Source organism: Streptomyces barkulensis (assembly GCF_002843305.1).
Classification (GTDB): Bacteria; Actinomycetota; Actinomycetes; order Streptomycetales; family Streptomycetaceae; genus Streptomyces; species Streptomyces barkulensis.
In genome coordinates this window covers 133,844-147,157 of the sequence record NZ_PGSG01000115.1, presented here as the reverse complement: position 1 = coordinate 147,157, position 13,314 = coordinate 133,844, and the positions used below count along the sequence as shown (strand labels likewise).

At 73.5% G+C, this 13,314-nt stretch carries 12 protein-coding genes, 1 tRNA gene and 1 pseudogene; 2 read left to right on the top strand and 12 right to left on the bottom strand.

Annotated elements, in window-relative coordinates:
- Nucleotides 1-83: 83 nt before the first annotated feature.
- The 7 genes and pseudogenes from CUT83_RS27275 to CUT83_RS27245 all read right to left on the bottom strand — a co-directional run bounded on the left by CUT83_RS27275 (nt 84) and on the right by CUT83_RS27245 (nt 4,487).
- Nucleotides 84-947: an RNA polymerase sigma factor SigF gene (locus CUT83_RS27275; protein ID WP_101258469.1), complete on the bottom strand. Its 864-nt coding sequence runs from the start codon at nt 945-947 to the stop codon at nt 84-86.
- A 202-nt stretch (nt 948-1,149) separates the two neighbouring features.
- Nucleotides 1,150-2,016 (bottom strand): RNA polymerase sigma factor SigF, encoded by an 867-nt coding sequence (locus CUT83_RS27270; protein ID WP_093851837.1) that lies wholly within the window; start codon nt 2,014-2,016, stop codon nt 1,150-1,152.
- Between the two features lie 143 nt (nt 2,017-2,159).
- Nucleotides 2,160-2,354 (bottom strand): hypothetical protein, encoded by a 195-nt coding sequence (locus CUT83_RS27265; protein ID WP_101258468.1) that lies wholly within the window; start codon nt 2,352-2,354, stop codon nt 2,160-2,162.
- Nucleotides 2,355-2,533: 179 nt separating this feature from the next.
- A tRNA-Ser gene (locus CUT83_RS27260) sits at nt 2,534-2,620 on the bottom strand.
- A gap of 136 nt (nt 2,621-2,756) precedes the next feature.
- Nucleotides 2,757-3,299: pseudogene (gene tadA / locus CUT83_RS27255) on the bottom strand (tRNA adenosine(34) deaminase TadA); the annotation flags it as partial.
- 156 nt (nt 3,300-3,455) lie between these two features.
- Nucleotides 3,456-4,007 carry a tRNA adenosine deaminase-associated protein gene (locus CUT83_RS27250; RefSeq protein ID WP_101258466.1) on the bottom strand — a complete coding sequence of 184 codons (552 nt, stop codon included), beginning with the start codon at nt 4,005-4,007 and terminating at the stop codon, nt 3,456-3,458.
- A gap of 129 nt (nt 4,008-4,136) precedes the next feature.
- The gene (locus tag CUT83_RS27245; protein ID WP_101258465.1) at nt 4,137-4,487 is read right to left on the bottom strand and encodes a hypothetical protein; all 351 of its coding nucleotides are present in this window, start codon (nt 4,485-4,487) and stop codon (nt 4,137-4,139) included.
- A gap of 95 nt (nt 4,488-4,582) precedes the next feature.
- Here CUT83_RS27245 and upp point away from each other — a divergent pair, with 95 nt between their 5' ends.
- Nucleotides 4,583-5,218, top strand: coding sequence for a uracil phosphoribosyltransferase (gene upp / locus CUT83_RS27240; protein WP_093851834.1), 636 nt, complete (start codon nt 4,583-4,585; stop codon nt 5,216-5,218).
- 70 nt (nt 5,219-5,288) lie between these two features.
- Here upp and CUT83_RS27235 read toward each other — a convergent pair whose 3' ends face one another.
- The 4 genes from CUT83_RS27235 to CUT83_RS27220 form a co-directional block, all read right to left on the bottom strand.
- A complete protein-coding gene (locus CUT83_RS27235; protein WP_101258464.1) occupies nt 5,289-6,056 on the bottom strand; it encodes a LytR C-terminal domain-containing protein in 768 nt (255 codons plus the stop codon).
- Nucleotides 6,057-6,212: 156 nt separating this feature from the next.
- Nucleotides 6,213-6,509, bottom strand: coding sequence for a type II toxin-antitoxin system VapB family antitoxin (locus CUT83_RS27230; protein WP_031508611.1), 297 nt, complete (start codon nt 6,507-6,509; stop codon nt 6,213-6,215).
- A gap of 212 nt (nt 6,510-6,721) precedes the next feature.
- Complete coding sequence (locus CUT83_RS27225) at nt 6,722-8,215, bottom strand: M28 family metallopeptidase (RefSeq protein WP_173915159.1); 1,494 nt, start codon at nt 8,213-8,215, stop codon at nt 6,722-6,724.
- Nucleotides 8,216-8,603: 388 nt separating this feature from the next.
- Nucleotides 8,604-9,863 (bottom strand): FAD-binding protein, encoded by a 1,260-nt coding sequence (locus CUT83_RS27220; RefSeq protein ID WP_101258463.1) that lies wholly within the window; start codon nt 9,861-9,863, stop codon nt 8,604-8,606.
- A gap of 117 nt (nt 9,864-9,980) precedes the next feature.
- On the opposite strand from CUT83_RS27220, the gene CUT83_RS27215 reads away from it, so the two are divergent.
- A complete protein-coding gene (locus CUT83_RS27215) occupies nt 9,981-10,871 on the top strand; it encodes a patatin-like phospholipase family protein (protein WP_101258462.1) in 891 nt (296 codons plus the stop codon).
- A 51-nt stretch (nt 10,872-10,922) separates the two neighbouring features.
- On the opposite strand, the gene CUT83_RS27210 is transcribed toward CUT83_RS27215, so the two are convergent.
- A complete protein-coding gene (locus CUT83_RS27210) occupies nt 10,923-13,310 on the bottom strand; it encodes a rhamnogalacturonan lyase (protein ID WP_101258461.1) in 2,388 nt (795 codons plus the stop codon).
- Nucleotides 13,311-13,314: the final 4 nt, after the last annotated feature.

Here is a 13,314-nt window from a genome sequence, read left to right as displayed (position 1 = left end):
ACAGCCGCCGCGACGGTGTGACACCGTCGCGGCGGCTGTCCGCGTTCACACGCCGTTCCTCGCGCTGTTCGCCGCGCGGTCCGTCAATCCTCCGAGATCAGGCCCTCTCTGAGCTGGGCGAGCGTACGGGTCAGCAGCCGGGAGACGTGCATCTGGGAGATGCCGACCCGCTCGCCGATCTGCGACTGCGTCATGTTCGCGAAGAAGCGCAGCATGATGATCTGCCGCTCGCGCGGCGGGAGTTTGGCGAGCAGCGGCTTGAGCGACTCGCGGTACTCCACGCCCTCCAGCGCGCTGTCCTCGTACCCCAGCCGGTCCGCGAGGGAGCCCTCGCCGCCCTCCTCCTCCGGGGCGGGGGAGTCCAGGGAACTGGCCGTGTAGGCGTTGCCCACGGCCAGCCCGTCCACCACGTCCTCCTCGGACACCCCGAGGGCGGTGGCCAGTTCGGCCACCGTCGGGGAGCGGTCGAGCTTCTGCGACAGCTCGTCGCCGGCCTTGGTGAGCGCCAGACGCAGCTCCTGCAGACGCCGGGGGACGCGCACCGACCAGGAGGTGTCCCGGAAGAAGCGCTTGATCTCGCCGACGACCGTCGGCATCGCGAACGTGGGGAACTCCACGCCCCGTTCGCAGTCGAAGCGGTCGATGGCCTTGATCAGGCCGATGGTGCCGACCTGGACGATGTCCTCCATCGGCTCGTTGCGGCTGCGGAAGCGGGCCGCCGCGTACCGCACGAGCGGGAGGTTCAGCTCGATGAGGGTGTCTCGGACGTAGACGCGTTCAGGGCTGTCGGCGTCGAGCGCGGCGAGCCGCTGGAACAGGGAGCGGGAGAGGGTCCGGGTGTCGATGGCGTCGCAGTCTGAGGGAACGTACGGCGCTTCGTCGGCCTTGGTGTCGGGCTCGGTGTCGGGCTCGGCGAGCACCTTCGAGCTGCCCAGTTCTACGGACATGCCACCCCCTTGAGGTCGCGGACGGATCGCGGCGGCACCCTCGGGCGTGAGGGAGGCACCTCCCGGTCAATACCGGCGGTGCCGTCGCGGCAAACGCACTTCTCGCAGAATGTCACAAGTCAGCAACACGACGTAGCCCCTTGTCGATAAAACCGCACAGCTCGGGATGGGGATACGTCCGTACGAGTGTCCCCCGCAAGGGTTACGCGTCGATGGAGTTTGCGGCACGGAGCCGGGCGAAGCTCCGCGACAGCAGCCGGGAGACGTGCATCTGCGACACCCCCAGCTCCGCGCTGATCTGCGACTGCGTCAGGTTCCGGTAGTACCGCAGCAGCAGGATCCGCTGCTCCCGCTCGGGGAGCTGGACGAGTAGGTGCCGCACCAGATCGCGGTGCTCCACGCCGTCCAGGGCCGGGTCCTCGTAGCCGAGCCGGTCGATCAGCCCGGGCATGCCGTCCTCGCGCTCCTGGGCGGCCTCCAGGGACGTGGCGCGGTAGGCGCGCCCGGCCTCCAGGCAGGCCAGGACGTCCTCCTCGGCGATCCGCAGCCGCTCGGCGATCTCGGCGGTGGTGGGGGAGCGGCCGTGCAGCACGGTCAGGTCCTCCGTCGCGCCGCTGACCTGCACCCACATCTCGTGCAGCCGGCGCGGCACGTGCACGGTGCGGACGTTGTCGCGGAAGTAGCGCCGGATCTCGCCGATGATCGTCGGCATCGCGAAGGTGGGGAACTGCACCCCCCGGCCGGGGTCGAAGCGGTCGATCGCGTTGATCAGGCCGATGGTGCCGACCTGGACGACGTCCTCCATCGGCTCGTTGCGGCTGCGGAAGCGGGCGGCGACGTAGCGGACGAGGGGAAGGTTGGCCTCGATGAGGGCCCCGCGCACCCGTTCGTGCTCGGAGGAGCCCGCCTCCAGGCCGGAGAGCCGCTCGAAGAGCACCTGGGTCAGGGCGCGGGTCTCCGCGCTCCGACGGCTGGGGGCTGCCCCCGTGGGGGTCCGGGGAAGGGTCTGCGTGGCCGCCACCGTTCGTCCAACCCCTTCGCGGTTGTTGCATCCGGCAAAAGCGGTCATAGCATCACAAGGTATATGCACCATGGGCAAGCACCGCATAACTTCGTGTTGTTGCGGTGCGCGCACGGCGGACGGCCGTCCGGGGGGCGGCCGCGGGACGGCGGGGCGGTGCTCGTGCGGACGGGCTCGTACGGGCGACCCGTTCAGTTCACCAGTTCGGACATGAAGGCCCCGACGCTCTTCGCGGCGCTGGATATGGCCTCGAAGCCGATGCCGACGAGTTCGGTGGAGCGGTCGGGGGAGGCGATGATCGAGTACAGGATGAAGACGAGGAGTACGTAGAGCACGACCTTCTTCACGTTCACGGCGCTTGCCTCTCCCCGAACATCCCCGGACATCCCCGAACACCCCCGAACATCCCGGGTGTCCCCGAACACAGGACCGCCCGGGCGGTTGCGAGAGTCTAACCGGCGGCGACCGGCGCTCCCAGGGTTCGCGCGGCCCGGCGCCGGGCCGGAGCCGAGGGCGGCGGAGCACGGCGAAGGGCCCCCTCGGAGAGGAGGCCCTTCGACTGCCGCGGTAGCGGTGGGATTTGAACCCACGGTGGAGTTGCCCCCACACTCGCTTTCGAGGCGAGCTCCTTCGGCCGCTCGGACACGCTACCGGGAGAGAGCCTAGCCCATGGTCGGGCGTGTGCCGAAATCGGTTCCGGGGGAAGTTCCCCTCCGGTCCTCCCCGGCCTCCCGCGGCGGGCCGGGAGCCGTCCGGGAAGGGGCGCGGGAGGGCGTACGGGAGGGCGCGCGGAAGAAGTCGGTGAGCAGGGCCCCGCACTCCCGCGCCAACACCCCGGAGACCACCTCGGGCCGGTGGTTGAGCCGGCGGTCGCGTACGACGTCCCACAGGGAACCCGCCGCGCCCGCCTTCTCGTCCACCGCTCCGTAGACGACCCTCTCCAGCCGGGACAGCACGATCGCACCCGCGCACATCGTGCACGGCTCCAGCGTCACCACCAGGGTGCAGCCCGACAGCCGCCACTCGCCGACCGCCCGGGCGGCCTCGCGGATCGCCACGACCTCCGCGTGCGCCGTGGGGTCGCCGGTCGCCTCGCGCTCGTTGCGGCCGAGCCCCAGGGCCGTGCCGTCCGGGCCCAGGACGACCGCGCCGACGGGCACGTCGCCGGTCCCGGGAGCCCGTACGGCCTCGGCCAGGGCACGGCGCATCGCCGCCCGCCACGGGTCCCGCAGCGGGTCGGCGGTCTCGTCCGGGGAGGGCCCGGGGCCCGGGGAGCCCGGGGGCTCCGGGGAATCCGGGCGAGGGGCCTGCGGGTCCGGCGGAACGCTCATGCGCCCAGTGTCCCCGCCCGCCCCGGCCCCGCGTACGGCGGGCGGGCACGGCGGCGGGACCGGAGCGGGACACATGGGGCGCACGAGGTGCACGGGCCACGCGGGGCCGACAGGAGGTGTGGGCCGTACGAGGGTGGAGGGAGGTGCGGTCGCCGGCTACCTGACGGCCTCCAGCATGTCCGTGCAGCCGAGCGCGTCGGCGATCTCGGTCAGCGCGTCCTCGGAGGTCAGCGAGAGCAGCGCCGTGCCGTCCATGCCGAAGTCGGCCAGCAGCCCGACGTCGCCGACCGGCCCCGCCGGAGCGGCGCCGGCGGCCTGTGCGGACGCGCCCCCCTCGTCCTCCTCGTCCTCCGTGTCGCTCGGCGGCTCGCCGTCCTCCGTGCCGTCGAGGTCCACGAGGAGGTCGAGGTCCTCCTCGCGGCCCGGTTCGCGGCCGAGGAGTTCGTCGGTGAGCAGGATCTCCCCGTAGGAGCTGCGCGCGGCCGCGGCCGCGTCCGAGACGAAGATGCGGGGATCCTCCTCGCCCTCCACCCGGACGACGCCGAACCAGACGCCCTCCTGTTCGATGCAGACCAGGACCGGCTCATCGTCCTCGGCGGCCTCCCGGGCCAGGTCGGCGAGATCGGCCAGGGTCTCGACCTCGTCGAGTTCCGTGTCGCTCGCTTCCCAGCCGTCTTCGGTGCGCGCGAGCAGTGCGGCGAAGTACACCGTGACTCTCCCACTGGTATCAGGTGCCCGAGTGCTGACGGGACCGCGCCCCGCCCAATCGGAATCGTGGCAGAAACCGGCGCCGAGCGAGAGGTCTTCGACCGTGCGTCGCGTGGGTGTTGCGCCGGATTACCAGCGAAATGTCCTCATTCGCATCGCCTGGCGCATGCGCGCGGCGCGGGCGCGGCGCGGCTGCACCCGTTCGCGCAGGGCCTTGGCCTCGTTCAGCTCGCGCAGGAAGACCGCCCGGCGGCGGCGGCGCTCCGCGTCGCTGTCCGGGGCCGCCTGGGCCGCCTGGGCCGCGGAGCCACCGGCGGCCCGGGTGCCCGTACGGCGCTCCCCGGGCCCCCGGCGGTCCCGCCCGCCCTGGCCCCGCTGGTCCTGGCCCCGCTGGTCCTGGCCCTGGCCTCGCTGGTCCTCGCGTATGAGCCCCCGACGGTCGTCGGGGGTGTCGTCGTGCTGCTGCCTCGGTCCGGTCATACGGCCCACCTCCGGTCGTACCTGTTCACTGTCCCCCGAAAAGGCGCCTGTACGCCAGTGCGAGCCGGGAAAGCGGCTCGGCTACTGTCGATGGCATGCGGATTCACGTCGTCGACCACCCGCTGGTGGCGCACAAACTCACCACGCTGCGCGACGAGCGCACCGACTCCCCGACCTTCCGGCGCCTCGCCGACGAGCTGGTGACCCTGCTCGCCTACGAGGCCACCCGGGACGTGCGCACCGAGACGGTCGACATCAGGACCCCGGTGACGGCCACCACGGGCGTGCGGCTGTCCCACCCGCGCCCCCTGGTGGTGCCGATCCTGCGGGCCGGCCTGGGGATGCTCGACGGGATGGTGCGGCTGCTGCCGACCGCCGAGGTGGGCTTCCTGGGCATGATCCGCGACGAGCGCACCCTCCAGGCGTCCACGTACGCCACCCGGATGCCCGACGACCTCTCCGGTCGCCAGGTGTACGTCCTGGACCCGATGCTGGCGACCGGCGGCACGCTGGTCGCGGCGATCCGGGAGCTGATCCGGCGCGGCGCCGACGACGTCACGGCGCTCTGCCTGCTGGCGGCGCCCGAGGGTGTGGAGCTGATGGAGCGCGAGCTGGCGGGCACGCCGGTGACGGTGGTGACCGCCTCGGTCGACGAGCGGCTCAACGAGGACGGCTACATCGTCCCGGGCCTGGGCGACGCGGGCGACCGCATGTACGGGACGGCCGGCTGACCCCGGCCGCCGGGACGGCCGCCGTACCCGCGACTTCCGGGACGGCAGCGGTACCCGCCCGCCGGAGGGCCTACCGGCAGGCGGAGGGAGAGGGCGAGGGTGAGGGGGAGGCGAGGGCCGCCATGGCCTTGCGCACGTCCTTCTCCCCGGCCAGGGCCTTGAACGCCTTGCCGATCACCAGGTCGATCTCCCTCTCCGCGGCGTTCTTTCCGGAGGCCTTCTTCCCGTCCCCGCTCCCGGCCTTCCCGGCGTCCCCGGAGGTCTTGCGCTCGACCGCCCTGACCTCCGCCCCGGGAAGCTGGGTGAGCAGGACGTCGAACGCGCCGTTCCGGTAGGCGGCGGGCGGGCCCATCAGCAACCCGGCCTTCTTCACCTTCTTGTCGAGGGAGGCCGGGGCGTTGGCCACCTCGCCGATGGTGAAGCCGCGCTTCTCCAGCGCGTCCGCCGTCTTCCTGGCCAGGCCGCTGCGGGTGGTGGCGTTGTAGACGTTGACGGTGATGGCGGACGGCTTCGGCAGGGCGCCGGGCGAGGCGCCGGAGTTCTCGGCGGAGCGCGCCGCGGCGGCGCTCGCGCCGCCCTTCGCGCCGTCCCGGTCGTTCCCGCCGTCGCCGGCCGGCTCGCATTCGCCGCCGTCGCCGGCCGCCCGCACCATGGTGTCGCCGCCGGTGAAGGCGTCGAGGAGCTGCACCGTCCCCCAGGAGAGCACACCGAGGGCGGCGGTCGCCGCGACCGAGGCGGCGACGATCCTGCGGCGCCTGCGCGGGCGCCGCATCCGCGGGTAGCTGTCACCCGTGATGCGGTACTTGCCGCCCATGCCGGGGGGAGTGAGCATGCTCATGGGCGCAGCGTAGTGCGGAGACGGCGTAATGCCTACTAAACGATCAATGCGCGCACCGTGGTCGGCCCCGAAAGGGCCAACGCGTCCCGCACGGCGGGCCCGGGACGTCAGCGGGCGCAGCGGGTGGCAGTGGGCGTCAGCGGGTGCGGGCGGGCGTCAGTCGAGTTCGAGCACCCGGGCGTGCAGCACCTGCCGCTGCTGGAGGGCGGCGCGCACGGCGCGGTGGAGGCCGTCCTCCAGATAGAGGTCCCCGTTCCACTTCACGACGTGCGCGAACAGATCGCCGTAGAAGGTGGAGTCCTCGGCGAGCAGGGTCTCCAGGTCGAGCTGTCCCTTGGTGGTGACGAGCTGGTCAAGACGTACCGGGCGTGGGGCTACATCCGCCCACTGGCGGGTGCTCTCCCGGCCGTGGTCGGGGTAAGGACGCCCGTTTCCGATTCGCTTGAAGATCACACGGAAAGCCTACCGGCCCGGCGGCGGGGGACACAGCCTTCCGGCGGAGGGTCGGGGCGTGTCCCGGCCTCGGGGGGCGAGTGGTCACGGGCCGGCGCGCCGCCGCGCCCGCGGCGCGCGAAGCGCCGCGGGCGCCGGGGCGTGTGCCCCGGCGCCCGCGGTGGGGTGCCGTCACGGCCGGTACGTCCGTGGGACGTCGGGCCGTCAGTGCCTCAGGAGGTCAGGCCGTGGTCGTGGTCGTGCAGACCGCCACCGCTGCCCGCGGTGCCCTTGGTGGGCTCGAAGGGCACGTCCTCGGTCAGCGAGGAGGTGTCCCAGGCGTAGGTGCCGACGGCGTTGGCGATCACGTCGACGTTGACGCCGAGCGCCTTCTTGCTGACGTTGCCCATGTCGTCGCACGCCTGGTGGTAGCACTTGTCGTACGCGATACCGGCCTCGCCGCCCCACAGGGCGGCCTCCTCCTCGCTCTTGATGCCCTCGGCGCCGGTGAAGGTGCCGCCGGAGGGGATGCCGGCCTCGATGAACGGACCGTAGTCGGAGCGGCCGGTGAAGTCGGTGCCGCGCGGCTCCTGGCCCTGCGAGCGCATGAAGGTGTTGATCGCGTGCTCGAGCTGCGCCGAGCCCTCGGGGCCCGGGCCGGCGCCGACGCCGTCGGAGTCGTCGCCGTCGTAGACGAACAGGCCGTAGTTCGGCGAGGCGATCATGTCGAAGTTGAGGTAGAGGGCGATCTTCTCGCGCTCGGCCTCGGGCAGGCTGGTCACGTAGTGCTCGGAGCCCTGCAGACCCACCTCCTCGGCGGACCACAGAGCGAAGCGCACCTTGTTGGCGTGCTTGCCCTTGCGGTTGGTCTTGGCGAACTCGAGGGCGGTCTCCAGGATGCCGGCGGAGCCGGAGGCGTTGTCGTTGATGCCCGGGCCGTCGGCGACGGAGTCCAGGTGGGCGCCGAACATCACCACGTTGTCCTCGTCGCCGCCGCGGGTCTCGGCGATGACGTTGGGCGTGGAGCGGGTCTCGTGGAACTCGCGGATCTCCATGTTGACGGTGACGGTGCCCCGGGCGACGTCGGCCGCCAGTGCCTCGCCGGCCTCCTGGGTGATGCCGCCGGTGGGGATGCGGCCGGCGGAGGCCTCGCCGAGGGTGCCGTTGAGGTCCCCGTCGGTGTTGTTGTAGATGATCGCGCCGACCGCGCCGGCGTCGGCGGCGTTCGCCTGCTTGGCGGCGAAGGTGCAGCCGCCGCGCTGGATCAGGGCGATCTTGCCGGTGAAGTCGCCGGCGGCGAAGTCGTCGGCCTCGCAGCCGGTGGTGCCGTCGGCGTCCACGGGCACGGCCGCGAGAGCTGCCTCGACGCCGCCCTCGGGGGTGCTCGCGGTGTACGTCATCAGCTTGATGGGGACATCGCGCTGAGTGGGGCTCAGGACGGACAGCTTCTCCGCGAGCGTCTCGCGGTAGACGAAGTCGAAGTTCTGGTAGGTGACCTCGTACCCGGCGAGCTTGAGCAGGGTGCCGGCGTACTTCGCGGACCAGTCGTAGCCGGCGGAGCCGGCGGCGCGGTTGTCGTCCTTGGCGTCGGCGATCGCCTGGAACGCCCGCAGGTGCCTCATGGCGCCGTCCGCGTCGGCCTTCTTGACCAGCTGCCTCGCCAGCCGCTCGCCCTGCTTGCCGGGGTCGGGCTTGGCCACGGCGGAGGTGGCGGTCGCGGCGAGCATCAGGGGGGTGGCGAGGGACGCGGCGGCGGTGGCCGCGATGATTCTGCGCTTCCTGCCTCTGGAGAGAGGTGCGTGCACGGGAGGATCCTTCCGGTGCGGACAGCTGGGACGGGCTGTTCGACGTGGGGGATTGCCTGTCCGGGTTACGGACGTGGTGGAAGGGAAGGTAGCGACTGGAGGGCGCTGAGGGAATGATCCCGGCACAACTGGCCCGTTTTGGGGGAAGTGATCCGCCCGCACGCCGGGGCCAAACCCGTCCGATCCCGGGAACGGGGAACACCTGCCTTCCGGCCGCCGCCTTTCCCGGGCGCCTTTCCCCGCCGTCCGCCCGTCCGCCCGTCCGCCGTCCGCCCGTCCGCTGACCGGCCGTCCGCTGACCGGCCGTCGGCTACCGGCCGCGGGGGAACCAGCGGTCGATCAGCTCGTTGCGGAACACGCCCGCCGGGTCGAAGCGGTCCAGCAGTGCCCGGAAGTCCTCCCAGCGCGGGTACGAGGCGCTCGGCGCATCCACCCCCGTGGACGACAGCTTCCCCCAGTGGGGGCGCGCGTCGAAGGGCGCGAGCGCCTCCTCGACGCGGAGCAGCACGGGGGCGACGGCGGCCGCGTCGGACGTCCAGGTGAAGTGGAGGGCGACGCTGTCGCGGCCGTGGGCGGGGCTGAGCCACTGCGGATCGGCGGCCACGGTGCGTATCTCGGAGACCTGCAGCACGGGGGCGAGCAGCGGCCCGAGCTCCCGCAGCGCGGCGAAGGCCTCGCCCGCGCGGCCGGCCGGCACGAAGTACTCCGACTGGAGCTCGTCCCCGGCGCTGGGCATGAACCCGGAGCGGAAGTGCGGCAGCCGCTCGTCCCACGGCCCGGGCACCCCCTGCTGCTCGGTGGCGTTCTCCGTCGGCATTCCCTCGATCGGGTGGCGGGGGCCGTCGGCGGGGCGGGCGCCGGTCCAGGCGAGGCCGGGCAGCGGATCACCGGCGCGGCGCTTGGCCCACACCCGCGCCGGGCCGGTCCAGTCGGTGAAGACGCTGACGCTGTACGCGGCGCCGAACACCTCCTCCGGGCGCTGTGTCAGCACCTCCCAGGGCAGCCCCTCGTGGACGTACTGCTCCACCTCGAAGGCCGGGCACGCCTCCACGGTCAGGGCGGTGACCGCGCCCAGGGCGCCGAGCGAGACCACGGCCCCCTCGAAGCCGGCCTCGCCGCGCGAGACGGTGACCTGCGAGCCGTCCGCCGTGACCAGCTCCACCGACCGTACGGCGGCGGCCAGTGTGCCGCCGGTGTGCCCCGAGCCGTGGGTGCCGGTGGCGTACGCCCCGGCGAGGGTGAAGTGCGGGGTGGACGGGAGGTTCGGCAGGGCGAGCCCGTGCCGCCGCAGCACCGGGCACAGCTCGCCGAACCGGACCGCGCCGGTGACGCGGACGGTGCCGGAGGCCGGGTCCGCCTCGACGGCGCGGGGCAGGTCGTCGAGGGTGATCAGATCGCCGTCCGTGTCGGCGATCCGGTTGAAGGAGTGGCCCGAGCCCAGCACCCGTACGCGGTCGGACGCCGCGACGATCTCGCGCAGCCGGTCCGTCGTCGCCGGGCGGTGCAGGGCCCGGGCGGCGAACTCGACGTTCCCGGCCCAGTTGGTGAGCTTGGTCGGCGTCGCGGCCATGGTGTCTCCAGCCTCGTGGGATCGATCGACCGTGCGAGCGTATGCCACCTGTGCGGTTGCTTCCGGCAGGCGGCGGCGGGTAGGCGGACACGGCCGACGAGGGAGGAGGCCGGCGCCGTGGCGGACAGAGCGCTCGTACTGGGCAGCGGAGGGCACGCGGGCGGAGCGTGGCAGGTGGGGGTGCTGGCCGGGCTGGCCGCCGCCGGCGTGGACCTCGCCGGAGCCGACACGGTGATCGGCACCTCGGCGGGAGCGGTGGTCGGCGCCCGGCTGGCGGCCGGGGAGCATCCGGAGGAGCTCCACCGGCGGCAGTCGGAGGCGGCCGGACCGGAGGCGGCCGGACCGGAGGCGGCCGGACCGGAGGCGGCCGCTCCGGCGGCGGCCGGTCCCGAGGCGCGGATCACTCCCGGCGCGGCGCTGGGCTTCCTGCGCGCGCAACTGGGCCGGCGCACCCCCGAGGCGGTGGCGCGGCGGCTGGGGCGGATGGCGCTGGGGGCGCGCACCTCCTCCGGGGAGGAGGTGCTGGAGGCCATGGCCGCCCTGCTGCCGGTACGGGAGTGGCCGAACGCGCTGCGCGTGACCGCCGTGGACGCGCACACCGGTGAGCTGGGCACCTTCCACTCCGGCAGCGGCGCCGAGCTGCTCCGGGCGGTCGCCGCGAGCTGCGCGATGCCGGGCCTGTGGCCGCCGGTGGCCCTGTGCGGGCGGTGGTGGATCGACGGCGGCGTGCGGTCGACGACCAACGCCGATCTGGCGCGCGGCCACCGGCGGGTGGTGGTGCTCGCCCCGCTGCCCAGGGCGTTCGGGCCGGGCCCCCGGGCCGAGCGGCTCGCCGCCCGGCTGCGGGCGGAGGGGGCGGAGGTCGCGCTGATCGTCCCGGACGCAGCCGCCCGCCGGGAGCTCGGCCGCAACCCCCTGGACGTCTCCCGCCGGGCGGCCTGCGCACGTGCGGGACGTGCGCAGGCCGCCGCCCACGCGCGGGCCGTGGGCGGCGTCTGGCACGGCTGAGCGGCGGGCCCCGGCGCCGACGAGCGGCCGGGGCCCGCCGGTGGCAGGGTCCTACCGGCGGCCGGGCACGCGCGCGCCGGGCACGGGAACCCGCGACCAGTCGGTGCCCGAGCCCAGGTGGAAGGACGGGTACGCGGGCTGGTTGTACGTCGTCTGCTGCCGCGCCACCTCGACCCGGTACTGCGGGTCGTGCATCAGCGTGTACAGCTTGCGGTCGGTCACCTCGGTGCTGGTGTAGATCCGTATCGCCGAGCTGTCGGCGGTGCGCACCAGCAGTTCCTCGCGCCAGTCGCCGAGGACGTCGGCCACCAGCGAGGGGTTGCCCTTGGTGCCGTTGTTGGTGCGGGCGCCCTCGGCGGTCAGCAGTGTGCCGCGCCGCCAGTCCCTGATCACCGGGGTGTTCTCGCCCGAGCCGTCCACGATCTGCGTGGTCATGTCGGCGGCCCAGCGGATGCTCATGTTGGTGCCCGGGGTGGAGTCCGCGATCCGCTCGCCGTCCGCGCTCCACAGTCCGACGCCGTGCGAGCCCCAGGTCTCCAGGCCCGGCCGGTCCGGGTCGATGTCGCCCACCATGCCGCGACCGGTGTCCACGCCGGTGTAGGTGCCGTACAGCACCTCGCCGGTGGCGGCGTCGCGCAGCGCGTGCCCGTAGGGGGCCCGGCGCCCGCCCTCGTGGACGGTGTGGATCTCCAGGCCGGGCCGGTCCGGGTCGATGTCGGCGACGTGCATGGCGTCGCCGTGGCCGAGCCGCACGCTCCGCCCGGGCACGGCGCTCCCGGGCGGTCCCTCGGCGAAGGAGCTGTGGAGGAGGGAGCCGTCGTCGTCGAGGGTGGCCGCCCCGTAGACGATCTCCTGGCGGCCGTCGCCGTCCACGTCCGCCGCGCTCAGGGAGTGGAAGCCCTGGGTGGTGAGGGCGCCGTACTCGGGGTCGGTGCCGTCCACGCCGTGCGGGGAGTCGTCGAAGGGGTTGGACATGGGCGTCCAGCCGCTGTCGGCAAGCCACTGGCGCTTCAGCCGCTTGCCGTCCCAGCGGTAGGCGGCCACGGTGGCGCGCGTGTAGTAGCCGCGGGCGAAGACGGCCGAGGGGCGCCTGCCGTCGAGGTAGGCCACGCCCGCCAGGAAGCGGTCGACGCGGTTGCCCGGCTCGATGCGGCTCATGGCGTAGTCGCCCCACATCAGGCCGTCGTCGTGCCGTCCGGGCTCGTAGCGGACGGTCTGGAGCTCGCGTCCGGTGGCGCCGTCGAACACCGTCAGGTACTCGGGGCCGGTGAGGACGAAGCCCTCGAAGGCGCGCAGGTCGTTGCGGGAGCTGCGGGAGGGGGCGTAGACGTCGGTGAAGTGGTCGGCCAGGTCCTCGGCGGCGGCGCGGGAGAGCGGGTAGTCGTGGCGCGGCTCGATGCCGAAGGCCGCCTCCAGGGTGGCGGGCCACCGTCCGGCGGTCACCTCGGGGTGCTCGTGCCAGCCCAGGAACGTCTCCACGAGGTGCTCGCGGTAGTCCGCGGCGCTCATCCGGTGGTCGTCGCGGTGGGAGTGGCCGGCGCGGACGTCCTCGCGAGGCATGGTGACGTACCGCTCGGAGACGACGCGGCCGTGCCGGTCGTAGCGGATGCTCTTCGTACCGGGCGCGGTCTTGACCATCATCTCCGCGCGCCCGTCGCCGTCGAAGTCGTAGACGGGGAACTGGGTGTAGTGGGCGCCCGCGCGGATGTTGACACCCAGGTCGAGGCGGTGCAGGAGGGTGCCGTCGAAGCGGTAGGTGTCGATCAGGACGTTGCCGGTGTAGCCCTTCTGGGAGACGTCCTTGGAGTTGGACGGATCCCACTTGACGACGTACTCGTAGCTCCCGTCGCCGTCCACGTCGCCGACGCTCATGTCGTTGGCGGAGTAGGTGTAGCTCTCCCCGGCGGGGGTGACGCCGCCGGCGGGCCTGCGCAGCGGCAGTTCGGTGTAGGACCGCGACCACGGCGTGACCGCCTGGCCGCGGCCCCTGTCGCGGACCTCGCGGCCGTCGACGACGGGGACGACGCGGTACCCGGAGCCGGGCGGGGCGCCGCGGTCGAGGTGGTTGGTGCTGTCGGTGACGGTCGCCACGGGCTCGCCGTCCCGGTAGACGCGGAAGTCCGGGCCGGCCATGCCGGTGGCGGTGGAGCCGGTGGTCTCGGTGCCGAGCAGCCGCCAGCTCAGGAAGACGCCCTCGCCGGTGGCGACGGCGACGAGGCCGCGGTCGAGCTTCTCGAGCTGGACCGCCCGTCCCTTGCCATGGCCGTCGTGGCCGCCGCCGTGGCCGCTGCCGGGTGCCTCGCCGGAGGGGGCGCCGGCCTGGGCGGCCGGGGCGCCGGTGGCGAGCAGTACGGCGGCCAGCAGGACGGACGTACGCCGCCCCGCCCCGGCCGCCGGGTGCCGCCATGGGGGCCGGGTTCGTCCAGGGGGTCGTCTCATCGCG

Excerpts from the sequence above, each read along its gene's own strand:
- CUT83_RS27275 (WP_101258469.1), bottom strand. The coding sequence starts at position 947 with ATGTCCGTAGAACTGGGCAGCTCGAAGGTGCTCGCCGAGCCCGACACC.
- CUT83_RS27270 (WP_093851837.1), bottom strand. The coding sequence starts at position 2,016 with ATGACCGCTTTTGCCGGATGCAACAACCGCGAAGGGGTTGGACGAACG.
- CUT83_RS27265 (WP_101258468.1), bottom strand. The coding sequence starts at position 2,354 with ATGTCCGGGGATGTTCGGGGAGAGGCAAGCGCCGTGAACGTGAAGAAG.
- CUT83_RS27245 (WP_101258465.1), bottom strand. The coding sequence starts at position 4,487 with ATGACCGGACCGAGGCAGCAGCACGACGACACCCCCGACGACCGTCGG.
- upp (WP_093851834.1), top strand. The coding sequence starts at position 4,583 with ATGCGGATTCACGTCGTCGACCACCCGCTGGTGGCGCACAAACTCACC.
- CUT83_RS27235 (WP_101258464.1), bottom strand. The coding sequence starts at position 6,056 with ATGAGCATGCTCACTCCCCCCGGCATGGGCGGCAAGTACCGCATCACG.
- CUT83_RS27225 (WP_173915159.1), bottom strand. The coding sequence starts at position 8,215 with ATGCTCGCCGCGACCGCCACCTCCGCCGTGGCCAAGCCCGACCCCGGC.
- CUT83_RS27220 (WP_101258463.1), bottom strand. The coding sequence starts at position 9,863 with ATGGCCGCGACGCCGACCAAGCTCACCAACTGGGCCGGGAACGTCGAG.
- CUT83_RS27210 (WP_101258461.1), bottom strand. The coding sequence starts at position 13,310 with ATGAGACGACCCCCTGGACGAACCCGGCCCCCATGGCGGCACCCGGCG.